22 protein-coding genes and 1 tRNA gene are annotated in these 19,813 nt (G+C 70.0%); 13 read left to right on the plus strand and 10 right to left on the minus strand.

Annotated features, from left to right (window positions below; all coding sequences use genetic code 11):
* The first annotated feature begins 292 nt into the window (after positions 1-292).
* The 3 genes from glpR to UA75_RS03385 all read left to right on the plus strand — a co-directional run bounded on the left by glpR (position 293) and on the right by UA75_RS03385 (position 2,528).
* Positions 293-1,222 (plus strand): gephyrin-like molybdotransferase receptor GlpR, encoded by a 930-nt coding sequence (gene glpR / locus UA75_RS03375; protein ID WP_075738791.1) that lies wholly within the window; start codon positions 293-295, stop codon positions 1,220-1,222.
* A gap of 81 nt (positions 1,223-1,303) precedes the next feature.
* Positions 1,304-1,376 (plus strand) — tRNA-Ala (locus UA75_RS03380).
* A gap of 555 nt (positions 1,377-1,931) precedes the next feature.
* Positions 1,932-2,528, plus strand: coding sequence for a hypothetical protein (locus UA75_RS03385; RefSeq protein ID WP_075738793.1), 597 nt, complete (start codon positions 1,932-1,934; stop codon positions 2,526-2,528).
* Here UA75_RS03385 and UA75_RS35125 read toward each other — a convergent pair.
* Positions 2,456-2,659: a WD40 repeat domain-containing protein gene (locus tag UA75_RS35125; RefSeq protein WP_404799982.1), complete on the minus strand. Its 204-nt coding sequence runs from the start codon at positions 2,657-2,659 to the stop codon at positions 2,456-2,458. The two genes, UA75_RS03385 and UA75_RS35125, sit on opposite strands and share 73 nt — an antisense overlap.
* Positions 2,660-2,695: 36 nt before the next feature.
* Between UA75_RS35125 and UA75_RS34295 the strand changes: the two genes are divergently transcribed.
* Positions 2,696-2,944, plus strand: coding sequence for a hypothetical protein (locus UA75_RS34295; RefSeq protein WP_232237611.1), 249 nt, complete (start codon positions 2,696-2,698; stop codon positions 2,942-2,944).
* A gap of 649 nt (positions 2,945-3,593) precedes the next feature.
* Here UA75_RS34295 and UA75_RS03395 read toward each other — a convergent pair.
* Together UA75_RS03395 and UA75_RS03400 are read right to left on the minus strand one after the other, a co-directional pair.
* Entirely contained in the window at positions 3,594-4,445 is an 852-nt protein-coding gene (locus tag UA75_RS03395) for an LLM class flavin-dependent oxidoreductase (protein WP_075738796.1), read from the minus strand.
* Between the two features lie 101 nt (positions 4,446-4,546).
* Positions 4,547-7,234, minus strand: coding sequence for an AfsR/SARP family transcriptional regulator (locus UA75_RS03400; RefSeq protein WP_198044217.1), 2,688 nt, complete (start codon positions 7,232-7,234; stop codon positions 4,547-4,549).
* 103 nt (positions 7,235-7,337) lie between these two features.
* Here UA75_RS03400 and UA75_RS03405 point away from each other — a divergent pair, with 103 nt between their 5' ends.
* Entirely contained in the window at positions 7,338-8,012 is a 675-nt protein-coding gene (locus UA75_RS03405; RefSeq protein ID WP_075738798.1) for a hemerythrin domain-containing protein, read from the plus strand.
* 253 nt (positions 8,013-8,265) lie between these two features.
* On the opposite strand, the gene UA75_RS03410 is transcribed toward UA75_RS03405, so the two are convergent.
* On the minus strand, positions 8,266-9,201 hold the full coding sequence (locus tag UA75_RS03410) for an aldo/keto reductase (RefSeq protein WP_075738800.1): 936 nt from the start codon (positions 9,199-9,201) through the stop codon (positions 8,266-8,268).
* Between the two features lie 56 nt (positions 9,202-9,257).
* Complete coding sequence (locus UA75_RS03415) at positions 9,258-10,130, minus strand: aldo/keto reductase (RefSeq protein WP_075738802.1); 873 nt, start codon at positions 10,128-10,130, stop codon at positions 9,258-9,260.
* Between the two features lie 105 nt (positions 10,131-10,235).
* Between UA75_RS03415 and UA75_RS03420 the strand changes: the two genes are divergently transcribed.
* On the plus strand, positions 10,236-11,156 hold the full coding sequence (locus UA75_RS03420) for a LysR family transcriptional regulator (RefSeq protein WP_075738804.1): 921 nt from the start codon (positions 10,236-10,238) through the stop codon (positions 11,154-11,156).
* A gap of 350 nt (positions 11,157-11,506) precedes the next feature.
* Here UA75_RS03420 and UA75_RS03425 read toward each other — a convergent pair whose 3' ends face one another.
* A complete protein-coding gene (locus UA75_RS03425; RefSeq protein ID WP_198042909.1) occupies positions 11,507-12,511 on the minus strand; it encodes a helix-turn-helix transcriptional regulator in 1,005 nt (334 codons plus the stop codon).
* Between the two features lie 62 nt (positions 12,512-12,573).
* On the opposite strand from UA75_RS03425, the gene UA75_RS03430 reads away from it, so the two are divergent.
* Together UA75_RS03430 and UA75_RS03435 are read left to right on the plus strand one after the other, a co-directional pair.
* The gene (locus UA75_RS03430) at positions 12,574-13,146 is read left to right on the plus strand and encodes a DinB family protein (RefSeq protein ID WP_075738808.1); all 573 of its coding nucleotides are present in this window, start codon (positions 12,574-12,576) and stop codon (positions 13,144-13,146) included.
* Position 13,147: 1 nt separating this feature from the next.
* The gene (locus UA75_RS03435; protein WP_075738810.1) at positions 13,148-13,585 is read left to right on the plus strand and encodes a VOC family protein; all 438 of its coding nucleotides are present in this window, start codon (positions 13,148-13,150) and stop codon (positions 13,583-13,585) included.
* 127 nt (positions 13,586-13,712) lie between these two features.
* Here UA75_RS03435 and UA75_RS03440 read toward each other — a convergent pair whose 3' ends face one another.
* Together UA75_RS03440 and UA75_RS03445 are read right to left on the minus strand one after the other, a co-directional pair.
* Complete coding sequence (locus tag UA75_RS03440; RefSeq protein WP_075738812.1) at positions 13,713-14,096, minus strand: RidA family protein; 384 nt, start codon at positions 14,094-14,096, stop codon at positions 13,713-13,715.
* A 17-nt stretch (positions 14,097-14,113) separates the two neighbouring features.
* Positions 14,114-14,677 (minus strand): CGNR zinc finger domain-containing protein, encoded by a 564-nt coding sequence (locus UA75_RS03445; RefSeq protein WP_075738814.1) that lies wholly within the window; start codon positions 14,675-14,677, stop codon positions 14,114-14,116.
* A gap of 21 nt (positions 14,678-14,698) precedes the next feature.
* Here UA75_RS03445 and UA75_RS03450 point away from each other — a divergent pair, with 21 nt between their 5' ends.
* Positions 14,699-15,097, plus strand: a complete 399-nt coding sequence (locus tag UA75_RS03450; protein WP_075738816.1) for a hypothetical protein — start codon at positions 14,699-14,701, stop codon at positions 15,095-15,097.
* Positions 15,098-15,337: 240 nt separating this feature from the next.
* Here UA75_RS03450 and UA75_RS03455 read toward each other — a convergent pair whose 3' ends face one another.
* On the minus strand, positions 15,338-15,934 hold the full coding sequence (locus UA75_RS03455; RefSeq protein WP_198042910.1) for a TetR/AcrR family transcriptional regulator: 597 nt from the start codon (positions 15,932-15,934) through the stop codon (positions 15,338-15,340).
* A gap of 63 nt (positions 15,935-15,997) precedes the next feature.
* Here UA75_RS03455 and UA75_RS03460 point away from each other — a divergent pair, with 63 nt between their 5' ends.
* The 4 genes from UA75_RS03460 to UA75_RS03475 all read left to right on the plus strand — a co-directional run bounded on the left by UA75_RS03460 (position 15,998) and on the right by UA75_RS03475 (position 19,112).
* The gene (locus UA75_RS03460; protein ID WP_198042911.1) at positions 15,998-16,627 is read left to right on the plus strand and encodes a hypothetical protein; all 630 of its coding nucleotides are present in this window, start codon (positions 15,998-16,000) and stop codon (positions 16,625-16,627) included.
* On the plus strand, positions 16,558-17,640 hold the full coding sequence (locus UA75_RS03465; protein ID WP_157433970.1) for a saccharopine dehydrogenase NADP-binding domain-containing protein: 1,083 nt from the start codon (positions 16,558-16,560) through the stop codon (positions 17,638-17,640). Before UA75_RS03460 ends, UA75_RS03465 begins: the two co-directional genes overlap by 70 nt.
* Before the next feature lie 349 nt (positions 17,641-17,989).
* Positions 17,990-18,139 carry a TetR/AcrR family transcriptional regulator gene (locus UA75_RS35130; RefSeq protein ID WP_404799983.1) on the plus strand — a complete coding sequence of 50 codons (150 nt, stop codon included), beginning with the start codon at positions 17,990-17,992 and terminating at the stop codon, positions 18,137-18,139.
* Positions 18,140-18,587: 448 nt separating this feature from the next.
* Positions 18,588-19,112 (plus strand): hypothetical protein, encoded by a 525-nt coding sequence (locus UA75_RS03475; RefSeq protein ID WP_075738824.1) that lies wholly within the window; start codon positions 18,588-18,590, stop codon positions 19,110-19,112.
* Between the two features lie 30 nt (positions 19,113-19,142).
* Here UA75_RS03475 and UA75_RS03480 read toward each other — a convergent pair whose 3' ends face one another.
* Positions 19,143-19,808 (minus strand): SDR family oxidoreductase, encoded by a 666-nt coding sequence (locus UA75_RS03480; RefSeq protein WP_318533284.1) that lies wholly within the window; start codon positions 19,806-19,808, stop codon positions 19,143-19,145.
* Between the last annotated feature and the right edge of the window lie 5 nt (positions 19,809-19,813).

Genomic DNA, 19,813 nt, shown 5'->3' on the forward strand with positions numbered 1-19,813 from the left:
CGATCACCGGCACGGATGATGTGTCGTTAATCTCAGTCGACAGGCAGGGTCGAGCAGCGTCGCCGAGCGCGGACCTCGCGCGGATCAGGTGGGTCGGCCCGCCTGCCGCGTGCCGTCCGAGCAGCACGGAGAGTGGGTGTTGGACGGCCGTGCCAGTAACCCGAATGGGCGATCATCGCCACATTCCATAACGGGCTGCGAGTCGGCGCGCCTCCGACATGGGTGTGACAGCTGTGGCTAGCGTGACGAGGGAATACGTGTGTCGTTCGTGGGTGGGGGGAGGTGACGGATCATGCCGAGTTCGCTGATCTTCGCAGCGTTGGCGCTGGCCTGGCTCGTCGTGCTCGTGCCGATGATCGCTCGGCGGCGTCAGGAGGTGGTCCGGACCGCCGACTCCGCACTGGAGGCCAGAGTCCTTCGTCGAGGAAAGAACGCGTCGGCGGCGGGTCGTCAAGAGGCCGCAGGCCGTCAGGATGCGTCGACCGGGGGCCGTCAGGACGGCCTTGCGGCGAGCCGCCGGGGCGCATCGGGGCGTTCACAGGTCGTCGACGATCCGGAGGAGGACCCTGACATGGCCGATCCCGACGCGCACTCCGGGAGGGAGTTCGACGGGGAGCGCGACGACGAGTTCGGGGACGAGTTCGACGACTACGACGACGAGAGCGGCGACGACGAGGACTGGCGTGCGCTGCACGGCGACGACGTCCGCGCAGGCAGGCGCTACCGGCCGGGGCGGGGCGGGTTCGATCCGGAGGCGGCGGCGCGACTGGCAAGGGCGAAGTACGCATTCCGCCAGCGGATCGTCCTGCTCCTGCTGCTCGCCGCGATCACGACCGCGGTTCTCGCGGGCTTCCTGTCGGCGTGGATCTGGTGGGCGCATGCCGCCGTCGACCTGACCTTCATCGGCTACCTCAGCTACCTGCGCAGGCAGGTACGCATCGAGGAGGAGGTGCGCAGGCGTCGCACCGCGCGGGTCGCCGAGGCACAGCGCCGGGAGCACCTCCTGCACGGCCAGGTGCGATCGGTCGGCGACGTCGGCCCGGTCGGTGAGGACGGCCTGCCGACCAGGTCGGGCGGGATGATCGCGCAGGGTGCCTCCGAGCTGTCCCGTCGTCCCTCCCTCGAAGGCACCTACGCCCTCGAGCTGGACGACGACGACCCTGCCTTCGACGACCTGGACTCGCCGCTGCCGACGACCTTCCGTCGCGCCGTGGGTGAATGAGCGCTGTTGTGACACGTGGTGTTCAGGGGGGTGCGAACAGGCCGTGTCGCCCCTGCTATGCTTTCTGAGCACCACGAACAAGGGGCTGTAGCGCAGTTGGTAGCGCGTCTCGTTCGCATCGAGAAGGTCCGGGGTTCGATTCCCCGCAGCTCCACCCTAGAGGTCTGGCTAGAACAAGTGCCTGAATGAGGGCCGCAGAGTAGGACCGCGACGCTTGACCGCGAGCATGGGCCACCCGCATTGCGGGTGGCCTTTTCGTTTGCGGGCTGTGGGTTGGTCCGTGTGGTCTGCTGGCTTGGATGGTGTGCAGCTCCCCGGAGGTTGGGTCACGTCGTCATGGGACGACGCGGAACGGCGCGGGCCTCGGCGGCGGATGTGCCTGCTGACGCCCGAAGGGCCGCTGAAGCTCGGCGGGTCGTTGCGCGGTCTGCTCCGGCGCCGCGTTGGGTGCCGAGGGCGGCGCAATGAAAGCCGCGTTGTCGGTGCGGTTCGCGGCGGCGGTGGTGGGCGAGGAACGCTATCGCGAGCAGTGGGAAGCGGATGTTGTCGGGCGCGCGAACCTGGCAGGTCGTCCTTGAGTGTGGCGTTCGGTGCTGTGCGCGCTATAGCCGTTGTGTCGGCGTTGCTGGTCCTGGTCGGGGTTGCACTGCTGTTCGCATAAGCAAATGGCTCCGTGTCGTTTCGGCAGGTCCGGGCTTAGCCTCGGGCGGTGGCGAACGAATTGACTATTCCGCTCCTGCCCTGTCCATCCATCGACGAGATCGCGTCGTTCTACGAGATGCTCGGCTTCGAGATCACCTATCGGCAGACTCGGCCGAACCCGCACATCGCGGTGCGACGGGAAGACATCAATCTGCACTTCTTCGGGATGGACGACTACGACCCGGCGCAGTCGTACAGCACGTGCGTGGTCATCGTCGCGGACACCAGCGAGCTGTTCGAGGCCTTCGCGGCGGGGATGCGGTCCGTGCACGGAAAACTGCTCGTCTCCGGCATCCCGCGCATGACCCGACCTCGGCTGCGCAACGACCGGTACACCGGGTTCACGGTCGTCGATCCGGGCGGCAACTGGATCCGGATCCACAAGGCCGCCACGGAACCCGAGGCGCAGACCAAGCTCGCCAAAGCCATGGAGAACGCCGCGAGGCAGGCGGATGCGCGCGGCGACGAACGCCAGGGGCTGAAGATCCTGGAAGGCGCGTTGAAGCGGGCGACCGGCGACGAACCGGAGTTTCAGGAGGTGCGGGAGTACCGCGACGAGCTCCTCGAGCGGATCAAGGGGTCTGAGCCGCGTCCAGGCGCTTGAGCGCGGTCCTGACCACCTCGGGGTCGTAGGTCGGCCAGCCAGAACGGGGGAGTGAGGTGCGCAATTTCCCACAGCCGTACGGTGCCGTCACCGGCGGTGGCGAGAGTCTGTCCGTCAGGACTGAACGCCACCCCAGCCAGGCCGTTGGGAGGGCCTTGGATGGTGAGGTGAGGGAGTTCTTCGGCGGCGGCGTACAGGGCACCTATGGCTTCGTGGGTAGGGGAGGTGTCGTTGGCTTGGAGGGCTGCCCCACGCCCCGCCTTGAGCAGACCACCATCACCATCACCATCACCATCCGCAGCCGGGACCGACTCGAACGTGATCGCCCCGCCACCGTCGAGCGGAATCCGAGCAAACCCGTCCATCTACGCCCCCTCGATACCCGCCAGAAAACACCGAGAGTTATCACCGGGTGACCTCCACGGCAATCACCCGGTTGCCGCACCGCGGCACCACGGCACGGGCACCGCGGCAACGTCCCGACCACGCCGCACCCCGGAATCCGCGGCCACAGGGGACCTGCTCCTGCCTTCGGCCGGTTGCGGTTCGCCACCGTCCCAGCCCGTCCACAGTGGATGGATACGTGGCCGGACGCTGGGACGAAACCGGAGGATCCCCCACTCGTTACGGCGGTGCCTGGGCAGGCGCACGATTCCATCCGGAGCTGCTGGGAGGCCCACGAGGCTCGGCTGAGCACAGCCGGGACCGGCAAAGTGCGGACCGGCCGGAGCGCGCAGGCTATCGGCGATGCCGTCGTCGAAGAACTGGTGCTTTGCGGTGTGGATTGAGCGTCGATCCATCGCGACCAGCCGCTACCCCCCCCGGTTCTTACCATGAGAATGGCAGGCCGTGGGATCTCGTGATCATGGGCGAGGAGGCGCCCGTCGCCGCAGTCGAAGTCACGACCGATACCGGGCCGTCACGCAACACCTGGTCGCCGCGCGGCGGCACTTCTCGCGGACAGCGGTCACTCCAGCCGGGCCGTCACGAAGCAGCACGGCCTCACCCCGACCGCCTCCGCCGCCCTCCAGCCATGGGCCGTCGGGACCAGGCGTGGGCTGCGAGTCAGAGGACTATGTCGGCCAAGCGGCTGATCTCGTCGAGGTCGTCGGTTCCGGGGCCCAGGATCAGTTCGTCGGCGCCCAGGGCCTCGAACTGCTTGACGGCGTCGCGCAGTGATTCCGCATCGGTGTGCACGTTGCCGACGACGATGTCCTGGAATTCGCCGGTAGCGGCGTAGTAATCGGCGATGTTGGCCCGACCTCGGTCGGGATCGCCTAGCGCGAAGTAGTTGAGGCCGACCAGCCGGGGCTGGCCCGGCCGCCCGGCGGCCTGCCACGCGGCACGGGCGGCGTCGAAAGCGCCGGACGCCAGGGCCGCAGGCACCGATCCGGCTATGTAACCGTCCGACGACTCGGCCATCCGGCGGTAGGCGGCCGGGGTAGCGGCGCCGAACAGCAGCGGCACCTGCCGTCCGCCGGCCGGAACCGCCGGGTTCGGGCTTCCCGGAACGGGTTCACCGGCCCATATCGACCGGTAGGTTGCCAGGTCGCGGTCCATCCGGGCGCCCCGGTCCCGGGGTCCGTGCCCTGGCACGACGAAATCGTCCTCGCGGATGCCCACCCCGATGCCGAGGGTGAGCCTGCCGCCGGAGACCCCGTCGATCGACGCTGCTTCCTTGGCCAGCAGCGTCCCCGGCCAGGTGGTCGCCAGCAGCACCTGACTGAGCAGCCCGATCGTGCTGGTGGCCCCGGCGGCTGCGGCCAGCGCGACGGTGTCCATCACGCTCGGATAGGCGACCCGGCCGGTGGTACCCAGGGTGGCGAAACCCGCTTCCTCTGCTCGGCGGGCCCAGGCGGGAATCACCGGGGCGTGGACGTCGCGGACCTGGTTGGGTAATCCGATGCCGATGCGCATCGAGGCGCTCCTTAGCTGGTACGGGTGCCGACCTAGTTCGGGCCGTGGACCGGCTCGCCCCGTGATCCTGGCCAGGCGCCCATACACCGAGGTTGCAACCGTCAGACAGCGCGCGCCGGGGAGGTCAGGACGGCGACGGCGTCGTGGAGTGTCGGCGGCTGTGCGGGAGGGGCGCCTTCGTACCAGCCGTGCGGAGTGATCGACTGGAGGTAGGTGCCTGCCGGCCGGATGCCGCTGTGTGCCTGGTGAAAATGGACGACGTTGCGGAGCAGCGCGGCGCCGGCCGCATCGCCTGCCGCGTCCAGGGCCAGGGCGCCGTTGTGCAGCACGGCCAGCTGGTTGCTCAGATCGCCCTCGTTGAGGAAGCGCCGCAGCGAGGTCCGCAGCAGGGGCAGCGCTTCGCCGTCCCCCGCGTCGACCATGGTCTGGGCCAGCATCAGCTCGCTGAGCGCGGCCGTCCAGACCAGCCCGGAGGCGTCGGCGAGCCGCACGGCGGCCCGCAGCCGGTGGCGGCCGTCGGCGATCCGGTCGGCCATGACGAGGGCAGCGCCCCACGTCATCGCGGTGGCCGCGATCAGCCAGGTGGTCTGCGTCTCGGTGGCGATGGCGTGCGCCTCGGCCGACGCGGTCAGCGCGATCGCCGGGTCGCCTCCCGGCAGCTGGACCAGAGCCTGGTAGTAGCGGACCTCGGCGAGCAGGCTGCGATGCTCCGGTTCCGAGTCCACCGCCAGGAACGCCTCGGACAGCATGCGCCGTGCCGTGGTGACGTCGCCGGTGAAATAGAACAGGCCTGCCGACGAGGCCTTGGCCCGCACGACGTCGCCGAGCGGGGCGTCCGGCGCGGCGGCCAGGGCTGCGGTCAGCATCCGGTTGCCCTCGGTGAGCAGGCCGCTGCGGATCCAGAACCACATGAGCCGCGCGGCCGTCCGCAATGCCTCGACCGGGGCATGCGTCAGGTCGTGCGCGAGCCCCGCACGCAGGTTCGGCAACTCCAGACGCAGCGCGGCCATCGTGGCCGCGGATCGCACGCCCTGCAGATCGCCTGCGGCCCGGGCGACCAGTTCGCGGACCCAGACGGCATGGGCGGCCCGGGTCGCCGTCGGATCTCCGTCCACGGCCCGGCAGTACGCCCGGATCGTCTCCAGCATCCGGTAGCGCGCCGTGCTGCCGCCGGTCTCGGCGGTGACCACGGACTCATCGACCAGCGTGACCAGCGCGCTGAGTCCGGCAGCGGCGGAGGCCGCGGCCTCCAAGGGAAAGCCACCCTCGTACGGCCAGAGCTGCACCGCGAGGTCACGCTCGTCGCCGGAGAGAAGATCGAAGCTCCAGGCGATGGCCTCCTGCAACGTCGCGTGCGGGGTCATCGTGCCGAGCGGAATCCGGCCCAGCACGGTGAAACGGTCGTCCAGCTGCTCGATCAGCCCCCGTACGCCGAAGGTCCGCACTCGCGCCGCCGCCAGTTCCAGGGCCAGCGGCAGCCGGTCCAGCGCATCGGCGAGGCGGTGCAGATCCCGGCCGTCGGCGTCCTGCTCGAACCAGCCGGGCCTGCCCGTGCGGATGCGATCGGTCAGCAGCGTCACGGCGTCGTCGGCGGCCAGCGGCCCGAGCGGCAGGATGTGCTCGCCGTCGACGCCGAGTGGGCTGCGGCTGGTGGCCACCACCCGCAACGTGGGAATCCGGTCGAGCAGGTCGACGACGAGCCGGGCCACCTCGCCGGTGAGGTGCTCGCAGTTGTCGAGCACCAAGGGTGTCCCGTGCAGGCGCAGCCGCTTGACCAGTGCCTCGTACGGGTCCTCGGCCAACCCGGTGACGCCGACCGCTGCGGCGACCGCCGAGACCAGGGGGGCGGGGTCGGCCACATCGGCGAGCCGGACGACGGCGTCGGGCCCGGCCCATTCCACGGCCAGGCGGGTCTTGCCCGACCCGGCGGGCCCGACGACGGTGACGAGCCGATGCATGCCGACGAGACGGTCCAGCAGGGCCAGCTCGGCGTCGCGGCCGATGAACGACGACAGCGGCCGATCACCGGGCGTCACAGCCGCGACGCCGGTGGCCGCCAGGGCCGGGTCCTGCGACAGGATGCGGCTTTCGAGCTGCCGCAACTCCGGTCCGGGGTCGACACCCAGTTCCTCGGCCAGCAGGGTCCGGACCCGGCGCACCGCGTTCAGCGCGTCGGCCTGGCGTCCCGAACGGTAGAGCGCCAGCGCCAGCAACTGCCAACGGCGTTCGCGGTACGGCGCGGTGTGCACCAGCAGTTCGAGCATGGCCACCGCACCGGCGTGGTCGCCGGTGGCCAGTAGCGCCGAGGCGCCCTCCTCCTGGGCGCTGTCGCGCTGTTCCAGCAGGGCGGCACGGATCGCAATCGTCGACTCGTCGTCGGCCAGATCCTCATACGGGGTCCCGCGCCACAACCGCAGCGCCGCGTCGAAGGCCTCGTGCGCATCGGCGGGGCGGTCGCCTGCCACCAACGCACGGGCGCGGACGAGGTGGCCGCGAAACCGTTCGACGTCGGTGTCGGCGGCAAGGAGCCGATAGCCGCCTGCGGAGCGCTGCAACGCCGTGCCCGGCAGCACCCGACGCAGCCGGGAGACGTACACCTGCAGGGCGCCTGCGGGATTGCGTGGCCTTCGGTCACCCCACAGTCCTTCGACCAGGCGGTTCTCCGAGACCGGCCGCCCTTCCTCGGCGATCAGGATCGCCAGAAGCCTGCGGGGCAGCCTGCCCCCGACGTCGACCGGATGATCGTTCGCACGGACCTCGAGCGGACCCAGCACCGCGAACGTCAGCACTCCACAAGGTAAGCCTATGCCGCCGGCCGCGCCAAATGACGCGGCGGCCGCGCCGTATCCGTGTTGTAGGCGGTGTGAAAGGCACGGCCGCGAAGCTGCTCCCATGCACAACGAGAAGATGGCCGACAGCCGCGACATGATCGGCGCGCACGACGCCATGCGGCGGCAGTTCGGTGCCATGCCCGTGTTGATCGCAGGCGTGCAGGCGGGTGACGCGGAGGGCACCGCCGTCGTTGCAGGCCACGTCCTGATGATGGTCGACTTCCTGCACGCCCATCACACCAGCGAGGACGACCATGTGTGGCCCCGGCTGCGGGAGCGTTGCCCCGACGACGTCGCGCCCCTCATCGAGACGATGGACCGGCAGCACGCCTTCATCGACGACGAGCTGAAAGCGCTCGCCGCAGGCGGCAGGCGTTGGCGGGCCTCCGCCGACGCCGGCGACCGGGATGCCGTCGCCGCCGTCGCGGAGCGGCTGTTGCCCCCGCTGTACGAGCATCTGGCGTTGGAGGAGCAGCGGATCCTGCCGCTCATCGATCGCCACCTGACCGAACGCGAGTGGAAGGCGACCGTCGAGGCGTCCTTCGGCAAGGTGACCTTCGTGCGGCGTCTGCTGATGCTGGGCATGGCCCTGCACGGGGCGAGCGAGGAGCAGGCCCGGCTTCTGCGTGCCGCCGTCCCCGCCGTCGTCTGGCATGCCGGTCGCCCGCTCGGGACCCGGCTCTATCGCAACCACCGTGAGCGCCTGGCCGCCGCGAGCCGGGGGTCAGATCGCTGATCCTCGACCACTCGCTCACCCGTGAGCTGCGGCTGTGATCACCACGTTGTCGGGTGCCGATCCTCGCCTTGGGCGGTGTCCAGGGCAACCACGCCGTCCTTCGCGACATCCTGCCCGCCAAGGGGACCGACGTACGCGTGATCGAGGTCGCCGACCGCGGCCACCACGTCCCAGAGGAGCAGCCGCAGACGATGATCGACGAGATTCGCAGCGTTCCTCGGCTGAACTCTCGGGTCGGGGCTCCGCCATTCCGCTACGGCACGAGATGCCCCGCCGCGCGGAAGAGCTCATACCACTCGGCGCGGGTGAGCGGGATGTCCGAGCCCCGGGCGGCGCCCGCGACCCGCTCCGGGTTGGTCGTGCCGAGCACGACCTGCATCTGGGCCGGATGCCGGGTGATCCAGGCGGTCGCGATCGCGATGGGTGGCACGTCGTACTGCTTGGCCAGACGATCGATGACGGCGTTGAGCTCCGGGTACTCGGGCGAGCCGAGGAAGACCCCGGTGAAGAAGCCCGCCTGGAACGGCGACCACGCCTGGACCGTGATGTCGTGCATCCGGCAGTAGTCGACGATGCCGCCGCCGTCGAGCGTGACCGACTGCTGCTCCGCGAGCATGTTCGCCGCGACGCCCTGGGCGATGAGCGGCGCGTGCGTGATGGACAGCTGGAGCTGGTTGGCGACGATCGGCTGCCGCACGTGCTTGCGCAGCAGGTCGATCTGGCGCGGAGTGTGGTTCGAGACGCCGAAGGCACGTACCTTGCCTGCGGACTCCAGCTCGTCGAAGGCACGTGCGACCTCGGCAGGCTCGACTAACGCGTCCGGCCGGTGCAGCAGCAGGATGTCGATGCGGTCGGTGCGCAGCGCGGCGAGGGAGCCCTCGACCGACTTGACGATGTGGTCGTAGGAGAAGTCGAAGTACGGCCCCTCCCGGACGATGCCGGTCTTGGTCTGGATGGTGACGGCGTCGCGCTGCGAGGGCGTCAGGGCCATGGCCTCCGCGAAGCGGCGCTCGCAGCCGTGCTGCTCGTGGCCGTAGACGTCGGCGTGGTCGACGAAGTCGATGCCCGTGTCACGCGCGGTGCGCATGAGCTCGCGCACCTCGTCGTCGGTCTTGTCGGCGATGCGCATGAGGCCGAGCACGATGTTCGGCGCGACGATGTCGGTTCCCGGCAGGGTGAAGGTCTTCACAGGTGTCCTCTCAGCGGCCCGCCACGGGCCGCGCTGGGGCGCTGGACAGGGGGAGATCAGCCTGCGCTCGACGGCTCTGACAGCTCGGCCAGCTCGTCGGCGGTGAGTTCGAGTTCGACCGCTCGCGCCGAGTCCTGGATGCTCGCCGGGCGGGAGGACCCCGGGATGGGGATCACGACCGGGGCGAGCGACAGCTCCCAGGCCAACGCGACCTGCTGCGGGCTCACGCCGTGGGCTTCGGCGACGCGCTGGAACGGCGCGTGCAGGGCGCCGACCTCACCCGCCTTGCGGATGCCGCCCAACGGCGACCACGGGAGGAAGGCGATGCCCAGGGAGGCGCAGTGCCGGAGTTCGTCGAGGCTGGAGCGGAAGGCAGGGGAGAACTGGTTCTGCACGGAGACGAGCCGCCCGCCGAGCACCTCGTTGGCCTCGTCGATCTGGGCGATGGTCGCGTTCGAGATGCCTGCCTGGGCGATCACGCCCTCGTCGAGCAGGTCACGCAGGGCGCCGATCGAGTCGGCGTAGGGCACCTCGGTGTCCGGGCGATGGAACTGGTAGAGACCGATCGCCTCGACGCCGAGCCGCAGGGCCGAGGCCTTGGCCGCGCGCTTGAGGTATTCGGGACGGCCGTCGTGGGTCCACGATCCGTCGCCGGGACGCAGATGACCGCCCTTCGTGGCCACCAGCACGTCGTCGGTGTTCCCGCCGTAGGACCGCAGGGCGCTGGCGATCAGCTCTTCGTTGTGGCCGACCTCGCCTGCGTGCAGGTGATAGGCGTCGGCCGTGTCGACGAGGGTGACGCCTGCGTCGAGGGCGGCGTGGACGGCCGAGACCGACCGGGTCTCCTCGGGCCTGTCCTCGATCGACATCGGCATCCCGCCGAGCCCGATCGCGCCGACGGTGCGGTTTCCCAGGGTGCGTTGCTGCACGAGTGAGCCTCTCCGCTCGAATGATCGTCTGCATTCGACGGTAGGTAGCCTGCTGACAGAAGTCCAACAACTAATTCTGATGAGATTGAGAACTGGGATCGATTAATGGACCTCCGTCAGATGGAGTACCTCATCGCGCTCGCCGACGAGCAGCAGTTCACGCGCGCTGCGGCGGTCTGCCGGGTCTCGCAGTCCGGACTCTCGGCGGGCATCCGCAACCTCGAGGCCGAACTCGGGACGCCGTTGTTCACCCGCACCACGCGTCGGGTCGCGCCGACCGACGCCGGTCTCGCTCTGCTGCCGTTCGCTCGGACGATGCTCGCCCAGGTCGCGGCCGGGCGTGACGCGGTCATCCGCGCGACTCACGCGCTCTCGGGCCGACTCCGGGTCGGAGCCGAGCAGTGCCTCGGCGTCGTCGACGTCCCGCCGCTGCTCGAACGGTTCCACCGTCGGTACCCGCTCGTCGACATCCACTTCACCCAGGCCGGGTCCCACGACCTCGTCACACAGATCCGTGCCGGTGAGCTCGACGTCGCCTTCGTCGCGACGACGGAGCATCTGGCGACGGTCAGCCCCGTCGAGTTGGGGAGGCGCGCGGTCGTGCTGCTGACCCCGCCCGAGCATCCGCTCGCGGTCCGCACCCACGTCGAGTGGGCGGAGTTGCGCGACCGCGAGTTCATCGACTTCCGGGAGTCGTGGGGCGTGCGATCGCTCAACGAGGCGGCCTGCTCGGCGCACGGTGTCGGCAGGCGAGTGCGGTGCACCGTCGACGACATCCACACCCTGCTCGACCTGATCCGTCGCGGGCTCGGCATCGCCCTCGTGCCGAGGCATGTCGCGGCGAAGCCCGAGGCCGTCGGACTGACGACGATCCGGCTGCCGCCCGCCTCGACTCCACAGTGGATCGTCTCCGCGATCACGGCGCAGCAGGCCGAGGCCTCGGCCGCTCAGCTGCTCGAGCTGGTCGATGGAGATCTGGCCGCGACGAACGAGACCGAGTCGACGAACACCGCCCCCGGTTCGTAGCCTCCTGGCGGGCATCGGCGGGGCATCCGACGACACGGTGCGCCTGCCCAGACCGGCGAAGGACGGCCGGGTGAACAACTGCTTGATCGAGCCTGGCGCCGCTAGGTTGGGGCACCCGTACCCGGGGCCGTCGCGCCGGTCCTCCGGGCCGTCAGCACCGTTCACGTCGAGCCATGGGCGAGAGCTACGTCGAGGCGTGTCCTGATCGTGGTGCCGGAGACGAGCGCCACCGGATGCGACGTTCGGCGGCTGCACCGCTGATCAGCGGCTCGCCGAGGTTCAGCCAGACGTCTGCATCCCGGGCCTGCTCGGCAGGGTGCGCGGCGAACGGCCGGGAGACCGCAACGGGTCTAGTCGTCGCGAGGCGCGACGTTCGGGACGGCGTCCCCGGCGTCCGAACCGGGCCCGGTCATCGCCGCGATGCGGCGGGCGAGCAGCGCGGCGGCCTCCCGCAGCTCCGGGGGGTCCAGTATCTCCGCCTCGAACCCGAGCCGGGCGACGTGCATGATCAACCAGTCCAGGTCGTCGCCGCCGACCACGAGCAGGCACCATCCCGCGCGATCGTCTTCGACCCGAGCCACCTGCGGCGGCACCAGTTCCCGCACCCGGTCGGGCTCGGCGTGCACCCGCACGCGGGCGACGTATCGGTACGGCGCCGCCGTCACGGACCGCTGCACGTAGGCGACGGGATCGGGATGCTCCCTCGGCCGAAAGCGCCAGGTCGTCCCGGCCACCTCGCTCATTCGATCCAGCCGGAAGGTGCGCCAGTCGTCGCGGTCGACGTCCCAGGCCATCAGGTACCAGCGACGGCCGGTGGCGACCATCCGCACCGGCTCCACCGTGCGTTCGCCCGCCGCGCCGTCGCGGCCCGCGTACCGGAACCGCACCCGCATGGCGTCGCGGCAGGCCCGTGCCAGCGTCACCAGCAGGTCGGCGTCGATCTCGACGCCGGGGCCGGTGAGGGTCTCGGTGGCGCCGTGTACCGCGCGGACCTCGGCGCGCAACCGGGGCGGCATCACCTGGTCGAGCTTCGCCAGCGCCCGCAGCGCCGCCTCGCCCGCGCCTGCGACCGTGCCGCCTGACGCCATGCGGAGGGAGACCGCCATCGCGATCGCCTCTTCGTCGTCGAAGAGCAGCGGCGGCAGGCGGGTGCCTGCGCCGAGCTGGTAGCCGCCGCCGACGCCCGAGATCGCGTGGACGGGGTAGCCGACCGCGCGCAGCCGCTCCACGTCGCGGCGCACCGAGCGATCGGTGACCGCCAGGTCGGCGGCCAGCTCGGCGGCGGTCCAGGACGTCCGCCGCTGGAGCAGCGCCAGCAGCCGTAGCACCCGTTCGGTGGTCGCCTCAACGGTCACATCGCGCATCGTTTCACGAATCACGGAACGATCCTGTCCGCTATCTGCGGGAAGGTGTCAGCATGACGGATCTGCCCTTCAACTTCCTGCTCCGAGACCAGACCGACTGGCACTGGACGAATCAGCTGCGTCATCGGCTCGCCGGACTCACCGACGACGAGTACTTCTGGGAGCCGGCAGCCGACTGCTGGAACGTGCGTCCGCGCGGCACCGGATCGGCTCCGCTACAGGTCGGGTCCGGTGCGATGACCATCGACTTCGCGATTCCGGAGCCGTCACCGCCGCCCTTCGCGACGATCGCCTGGCGGCTCGGGCACGTGATCGTCGGCGTGCTCGCGGTGCGCAACGCGGCGCACTTCGGCCGCGAGCCCACCGACTACCAGTCGTTCGAGTACGCCCCGACCGCAGCGGAGGCGTTGGCCCAGCTCGACGCGGAGTACGCCACCTGGCTCGCCGGCGTCGAGTCGCTCGGGGAGAGCGGCCTCGCGCGGCCCTGCGGCGAAGCGGAGGGAGCATTCCACGCAGATTCGCTGGCCCGCCTGGTCCTGCACATCAACCGTGAGCTGATCCACCATCTCGCCGAGGTGTGTCTGCTCCGTGACCTCTACCTGCACACCCGACAGGAGACGAACTGAGATGGCTCGCGAAGTCCAGATCACCTTCGACTGTGCCGACCCGGCCGCACTCGCGGCCTTCTGGGCCGAGGCCCTCGGCTACCGGCTGCAGGACCCGCCTGCGGGCTTCGAGTCGTGGGACCAGGCGCTGGATGCGTTCGGCGTGCCGCCCGAGAAACGCAATGACCGCTCGGCGGTGATCGACCCCGAGGGTTCCGGGCCTCGGCTGTTCTTCCAGCGGGTTCCGGAAGGAAAACAGGTCAAGAACCGCCTGCACCTTGATGTGCGAAGCGCGCCAGGACTTGAGGGCGAGGCACGGATGGCGGCGCTGGAGGTGGCGGCGGAACGGCTCGTCTCTCACGGCGCCGCCCGGCTGCGCAGGCAGGAGCCCGCACCCCCGCTGGAAGCGGGGTACATCGTGATGGCCGACCCGGAGGGCAACGAGTTCTGCCTCGACTGAGCTGCGCAGCGGGTCGGTCAGCACGGCACGCCGGTAGGCCATGGGGCGGGAGAGCTGCTGTGACCGCCATCTGCGGGTCTGCCTGCCCACAGATGGCGGCCGCGGCTCTATGCTCGTTCGTCGAGGATCAGGGCAGCGTTGCGATCGCGTCGATCTCGACGAGCGCGTCGGGGAGCGCGAAGCCCGCTACGCGGAGCACGGTGATGGCGGTGGGATGCTGCCCCCAGACTTCTTGAGAAGCGGCGAATCCGGCGTTGACGTCGGCATCGGCGTGGAGGTAGATCGTGAGCTTCGCGACGTGTTCCGGAGTGGCGCCTGCGGCGTCCAGGACGGCGAGGACGTTCCGCAGCGCCTGGGCGGTCTGCTCGAAGACTCCGCCGGTGATCGTTCCGTGGGCATCGGTACCGTTCTGCCCGCCTACGTAGACGGTGCGCCCGGCTTCGGTGATGATGCCCTGGGAGAAGGCCGGAGAGGTGTGGAGTCCGGCGGGGTTGAGGTGCGTGAGCGGCATCGGGTGTCTCTACCTTCTCACTGCGATCGGTGGTTTCGGACCTTGGTGCGGTTGCCGCAGCGGCGCATCGAGCACCAACGGCGAGTACCCGGCCGGGAGGCGTCGTAGAAGATCAGGGCACAGTCGTCGGCGCCGCAGCGGCGGATTCGCTTACTGCCCTCGCCGAAGACTGCGATGGCATCACGCGCGACACCGGACAGTGCCGCAGGAGGATCGGGGCGGGGCGCTGTCGTGGTGCCTCCGTCGAGATGTGGGACTGGCGCGGGCGTTCGGGAAGCGGTGTTGACGGCGTCGATGTCCTCGGGTACGGGCCGCTGTCCGTCAGCCAGGGCCGTGGCGATCCTGCTGATCGACGTCCGTAATCGCAGGGCAGCGGTGAGGTCGTCGTCAGTCGGGTCGGACGACAGCGGGCCGAAGCGCTCGTCGAGCCAGGTGTGCAGGTCTTTCGGGTGATGCAGAAGTTCCCAATCGGGGACCCCGTAGCCGTAGTCGCCCGTGTAGCCGAAGTCCAAGGCGAGTGACCCGGAGTCAAAGAACCACCGCGCTCCGTCGGGCGGGGTGAGCCATTGACCGGTACTCATGTAACCACTATAACTGGTTGCATGCCGACGGGGTTGACGAAGGACGCAGGATGGCAGCTCGGCGTGCGCCGTACCGTCCCGGTTCCGTCTGACGTGGTCTGGGATTACCTGACTCGCGAGGGCCTTGTCGTCTGGCTGGGCGAGACCGTCCTCGGGGCCACGGGCGAGTGGTACGAGACCGCCGACGGCACCCGAGGACAGCTGCGCAGCCGAAGCGAGGGAGTGCGGCTCAGGCTGACCTGGCAGCCGACGGGCTGGGCGCACGATTCGACGTTGCAGCTCACCCTCCAACGGGCGGTGTCCGGTACGACGATCGCCATCCATCAGGAACGCCTCCGCAGCGCTCAGGACCGTGCCAGCCTGCTGATCCACTGGCGGGCAGTCCTCGGCCGAATCGTCGAACAGCTAGCCGTGCGCTGACTCGCGAGGAACCCCGGCAGTCGCGGCCTCGAGCCCGACGGCCAGACCTGCGGCGCCTGAATCCGTCACGTCGTAGTCCTCGCTCATGTCCTTGACGGCACTGTCTCCGTTCGGCTGGCTCGGTGCGGACGCCGGATGTCCATCGTCTCAAGCTGCTCCGATGGCAGCCATGGCTGCGCGTTACTGCGATCGCTGCGCTCTGTGGGCCACGGCTCTCCAGATCGCCTGTCTGCCGTGCACTCAGGCCCGCCCGCCCTTGTCGGCGAGAAGGGCGGCTCCGCCGTAGAGCGCATTGACCGTGCCCGCCCACTTCGTCAGGCCCGCGTCGCTGAGCGGATCCGCGCCCAGGGTCTCGCCGATCCGGTTGCGCAAGAGGACCAGCGACAGATCGTGGGCGAGCAGGACGGCCGCCAGCTGCTCTCGATTGACGCCTGCCGCGATCGCGCCCGCCTCGTCGAGGCGCGCTACGACCTGTCTGCTGAAGTCGCTCAGGTCCGCATACGCCTCGCGGGCACGGGGCCCGTCGCCGGTCAACAGGCGCGACAGGTATCTCGTGACGGCCGAGCCGCCCAGAATCTCGACTATTGATCGAACCTGCACGGACTGTTCGAGCACCGTGGCGTGCAGGGCGTTGCGGACCAGTCCGATGACGTGCTCGTCGACGGCAGCGATCAAGCCGTCTCGGGAGCCGTAGTGCTTGATGATGAGCGGCTGTGACACACCGCTTCGCTCGGCGATGAGACGAAGCGGAACGGCGTCGGGGCCGTTCTCCCCGAACAGCTCGACGGCGACGTCGCGGATGATCGCCCTCGCGGTCCTGTCCTCTGGTGAATACATATTCACCATGGTAACTTCGCGTTCACTGCCGCGCGACGGTGGCGGCATGGAGAGGAGCGTGTGGTGCCTGCCGTGTCTGTGGAGCCGGGACGCGGGTCCCCGCTCGCCAGGATGAACGCGGTCCTGGTTGCGCCGGGAGCGTCCAGCGTTGAAGCGTGGCTGAGCTACGGTGCCGCACTCGTCGGCGCTGCCTTCGGGCTGGTCGCCGGCGCGGTATCGGAGTCGACTCCGCTGCAGCTCGTGTTACTCGTGCTCCTGGGCTTCGACCTGTTCGGCGGTGCCGTCGTCAATGCCACGGCTGCGGCGTCGAGACGGTTTCACGGTGCGCAGTCCTCCCGCGTTCGACGATGGGGATTCGTCGCGGCGCACCTCCACCTTCTCGGTGTGGCCCTGATGTTCCCGGACTATTCCTGGGCTGTGGCGGTGTTGCTGTATTCGGTGATCCTGCTGGCCGCTGCGCTGATCCTCCTCGTGAACGAGGCACTGCGACGGCCGGTGGCGTTCGCGGCCTGCTCGGTGATCCTCCCGCTCGTCGCGGTCGCGACGGCCACCGGCGTGCCCGCCGAACTGTCCTGGATCGCGCCGCTGCTGGTGATCAAGCTGCTTCTCGGTCACCTCGTGCCGTGGGTGCCGAGCAAGCGATCCGAGACGTCGAGCAGGCGGCGATGCTCGCCGGTGAAGGGGGACGCATGAAGGTCGTGGTGGCGGGCGGCACCGGAGTCCTCGGCCAGCGAATCTGCTCCGAGGTCAGGTCCGTGTCACCCGATGCCGAACTGCTCATCGGCACCCGCCGGGTGGGCGGTGCGGCAGGACTTGCGAGGGATCTCGGCCCACCCGCCCGCTCGGTTCCGCTCGACGTGCGCGACCCGGCGTCGATCCGGCGGGTGGCCGATGGGGCGGATGTGGTGATCGTCGCGGTCGCTCAGGACGCGCCGCTCGTCCAACAGGTCTGCCTTGACCTCGGTGTCCACAGTGTCGATGTGGGGGTCGGGGCCGATGTCGCGGAGCAGGTGCGAGCCATGGACCGCCAGGCAGTGGATGCCGGGCTCGCCGCTGTCGCCATGGCGGGGCTCTTCCCTGGGCTTTCCGGTCTCTTGGTACGGGAGGTGGTCGGCGGCCTCGACACGATCGAGAGCGTCGACGTCTTCTTTCGACAACACACCAACGCGCGGGTCGGCCGCGCGGGCACCACCGACATGTTGAGGATCGTCTCGACTCCGGTGCGTCGAGGGACGTCCGTCGTCCGAGGCTTCCTGCGTGGTTCGCACGCGGAGCCCGGGTCGCGGCTGATCGAACACCCGGAGCGCAGCATCATGACGTCGGCTCTCGGGCCTGCCCGTGTCGATTACTGGACCCGCTGGAACAGCCGGACATTCGACGCGGTCGTGGCGACGCTGGTCGCCGTGCGGGCCCTACCCCGCTTCGCTTCACAGATAGCACGTCTGACCAGGCATGATCCGGACATTCCCGAGAACGTGGAGCTGCGGGTCCTGGGGCGGGGCGCACTCGCGGGCCGACCGGCGGAGCAGGTGGTCACCCTCTCCGCCCTGTCCGACTACGGTGCCACGGCAGGGGTTGCCGTTGCGCTGAGCATGCTTGCCGTGCGCCGGAAGATCACCGGAGCGGGTGTCCCCTTCGCACTCACGACGCTGGACGAGGTGCTTGCGGCGATGCGGGACGGGCTCGTGACGGTGCGCGGAGGCTGAGGGCCTCGTCTCTCGACGAGGGCAGGACGAGACGGCCGCCCGGGGCTCTCCGCGCGCGTCGAGTCGGCCGGACGACGCAGGCTCTCCTTCCGCCCGGTGATCCTGCCGCAGGCGAGCGGTCACCCGACCGGGTGCGCCGTTTGCCGCGCAGCTGCCGTCGTCTGTGTCGGTCTAGCCTGGCCGACGGTCTCTCTCACCGAGCCGCCGCAGGCTGCTCCGGTGTGAGGGCGACGACTTCGAGGAAGAGGACTCCGCGTCGCATGAGTGCCACGAGGCTGACCAGGGACGAGCGGCGGCTACAGCTGCTCACGACGGCGTCGGAGATCATCCGCGTCGGGGGGCCAACGCCCTGACGCTCCGCAGGCTCGCCGAGCGGGCCGGTGTCTCCCGGCCGATCGCCTACGACCACTTCACGACGCGCGAGGGGCTGCTCATGGCCCTGTATCAGCAGTACGACGAGCAGATCGGGCCCGCGATCCGGGCGGCGTTGCCTGCTTGATCGGGCTCGGTGACCGACGTGGTCTCGGTGTTGAGCGCCGCCTACGTGGACGGAGTGCCCTCGGCGGGGCCGGAGTGCGCGGCAGTGAGCGCTGCGCTCGCGGCCAGCGCCGAGACTCGAGACTTCCAGCGGCGGTCGCAGGACTTCTACCTCGAGGGGTCCGCCGGACGCTCGCACCGTTCGTGTCGTTGTCCGGGCCGCGCGGGCATGCTGTGGTCACCGGGGTCCTCGGTGTCATCGAGGGGCTCGCTCGTGCCGCCGCCGACGGGCGATTCTCGCGGGCGGCGGCGGTCTCGGTGTCGACGACCATCGTGGTCGGGGCGCTGAAGCAGTACGGCGGACTTCGCGTCTCGTCGGCCGATGACGTGCAGGCCGAACGAGCGAGGAGGCGAATCGGGCCGCCGAGCGCTTCGCGACCCTGGGCGCTCGGTATCTCGACGGAGCGCTCATGGCTCGTCCCGAGCACGTCGGCGACCCGGCCACGGTCCTGGTCTACAGCGGCTCCGCCGAGGTGTTCGAAAGTCGGTCGGCGGTGCTCGCCGGATTCGGGAGCGCCTCCGATCTCGGGCCTGCGGCGGGCACCGCCTCGCTGTACGACGTGGCGATGCTCGGCTTCGCCTGGTCCACGCTGCTCGGGTTCCTGAACACCGCCGTCCTGCTCGGCAGCTCGGGCGTCCCGGCGACGACGGTGACGCCCCTGCTGACCCGCTGGCTCGCCACGACGGTCGTCGACGTCATCGAGGACTACGCCGGGCAGATCGACGCCCGCAGCTACCCCGGCGACGAGGAATGGCTCGAACTCGACTTCCCGCTGATGGGCCAGCTCGTCCAGGCGAGCCGGGAGCGGGGCCTCGACACCCGGCTGCCGAGGCTGATCGAGTCCCTGACCTCGGACGGCATCGCCGAGGGGCGCGGCAGGGAGAGTTTCGCCGCCCTGGTCGAGGTCCTTCGCAGGCCGTCGGCCGAGGCCTGAGGCCGCGCATCGCTGCGGGCGGGCCTGCGATCAGCTCGCGATCGCGACCGAGGCCGCGAGCGGCGCCCGCTCGGACAGGCAGCGCAGGATGCAGTCGGCGAGGTTCGCCCTGGAGATCCGGTAGCCCCGTGGGACGTTGCGATCGACCGCGCTGCGGTAGGGCTCGGAGCGCGGCCCGTTGGTCAGCATCGGCGGACGGATGATCGTCCAGTCCAGGTCCGGGGTGGCGCGCATGACCTCCTCCATGGCCGTCATGTCGGCGAAGGTATGGCGGAGGACTCGTTGCAGGATCGGCTTGGCGAGGACCCGGGTCAGCAGGTCGTCTCCTTCGGTGGCCAGTCCGCTGGCGCTGACCGCCACGAGTCGCCGCACGCCCTCGGCCCGCATTGCGGTGATGGCGGCGGTGATGCCGTCCGTGCAGACCGTGGTCGGCGCGCGGCCTGCCCGGCTGCCGAGCGTGGACACGACGGCGTCGCGCCCCGCGACTGCGGGCCGCAGCGCCGCCGTATCCATGGCGTCGGCCCGGACGACGGTCAGCCTCGGGTGGACGAGCGTGATCCCGGCCGGGTCTCGGACGACGGCGATGACGTCATGGCCCGCCGCACATGCCTGGCCGACGACCTCCAGTCCCGTGCCGCCGGTCGCGCCGAGGACCGTGATCTTCATGGGCGCGGTCTGTGGTTGGTGAGTGTTCACTCACC

It is taken from the genome of Actinoalloteichus sp. GBA129-24, from assembly GCF_001941645.1.
Classification (GTDB): domain Bacteria; phylum Actinomycetota; class Actinomycetes; order Mycobacteriales; family Pseudonocardiaceae; genus Actinoalloteichus_A; species Actinoalloteichus_A fjordicus.

Excerpts from the sequence above, each read along its gene's own strand:
- glpR (WP_075738791.1), top strand. The coding sequence starts at position 293 with ATGCCGAGTTCGCTGATCTTCGCAGCGTTGGCGCTGGCCTGGCTCGTC.
- UA75_RS03395 (WP_075738796.1), bottom strand. The coding sequence starts at position 4,445 with ATGCGCATCGGCATCGGATTACCCAACCAGGTCCGCGACGTCCACGCC.
- UA75_RS03405 (WP_075738798.1), top strand. The coding sequence starts at position 7,338 with ATGCACAACGAGAAGATGGCCGACAGCCGCGACATGATCGGCGCGCAC.
- UA75_RS03420 (WP_075738804.1), top strand. The coding sequence starts at position 10,236 with ATGGACCTCCGTCAGATGGAGTACCTCATCGCGCTCGCCGACGAGCAG.
- UA75_RS03430 (WP_075738808.1), top strand. The coding sequence starts at position 12,574 with ATGACGGATCTGCCCTTCAACTTCCTGCTCCGAGACCAGACCGACTGG.
- UA75_RS03435 (WP_075738810.1), top strand. The coding sequence starts at position 13,148 with ATGGCTCGCGAAGTCCAGATCACCTTCGACTGTGCCGACCCGGCCGCA.
- UA75_RS03440 (WP_075738812.1), bottom strand. The coding sequence starts at position 14,096 with ATGCCGCTCACGCACCTCAACCCCGCCGGACTCCACACCTCTCCGGCC.
- UA75_RS03445 (WP_075738814.1), bottom strand. The coding sequence starts at position 14,677 with ATGAGTACCGGTCAATGGCTCACCCCGCCCGACGGAGCGCGGTGGTTC.
- UA75_RS03450 (WP_075738816.1), top strand. The coding sequence starts at position 14,699 with ATGCCGACGGGGTTGACGAAGGACGCAGGATGGCAGCTCGGCGTGCGC.
- UA75_RS03455 (WP_198042910.1), bottom strand. The coding sequence starts at position 15,934 with ATGTATTCACCAGAGGACAGGACCGCGAGGGCGATCATCCGCGACGTC.
- UA75_RS03475 (WP_075738824.1), top strand. The coding sequence starts at position 18,588 with ATGGCTCGTCCCGAGCACGTCGGCGACCCGGCCACGGTCCTGGTCTAC.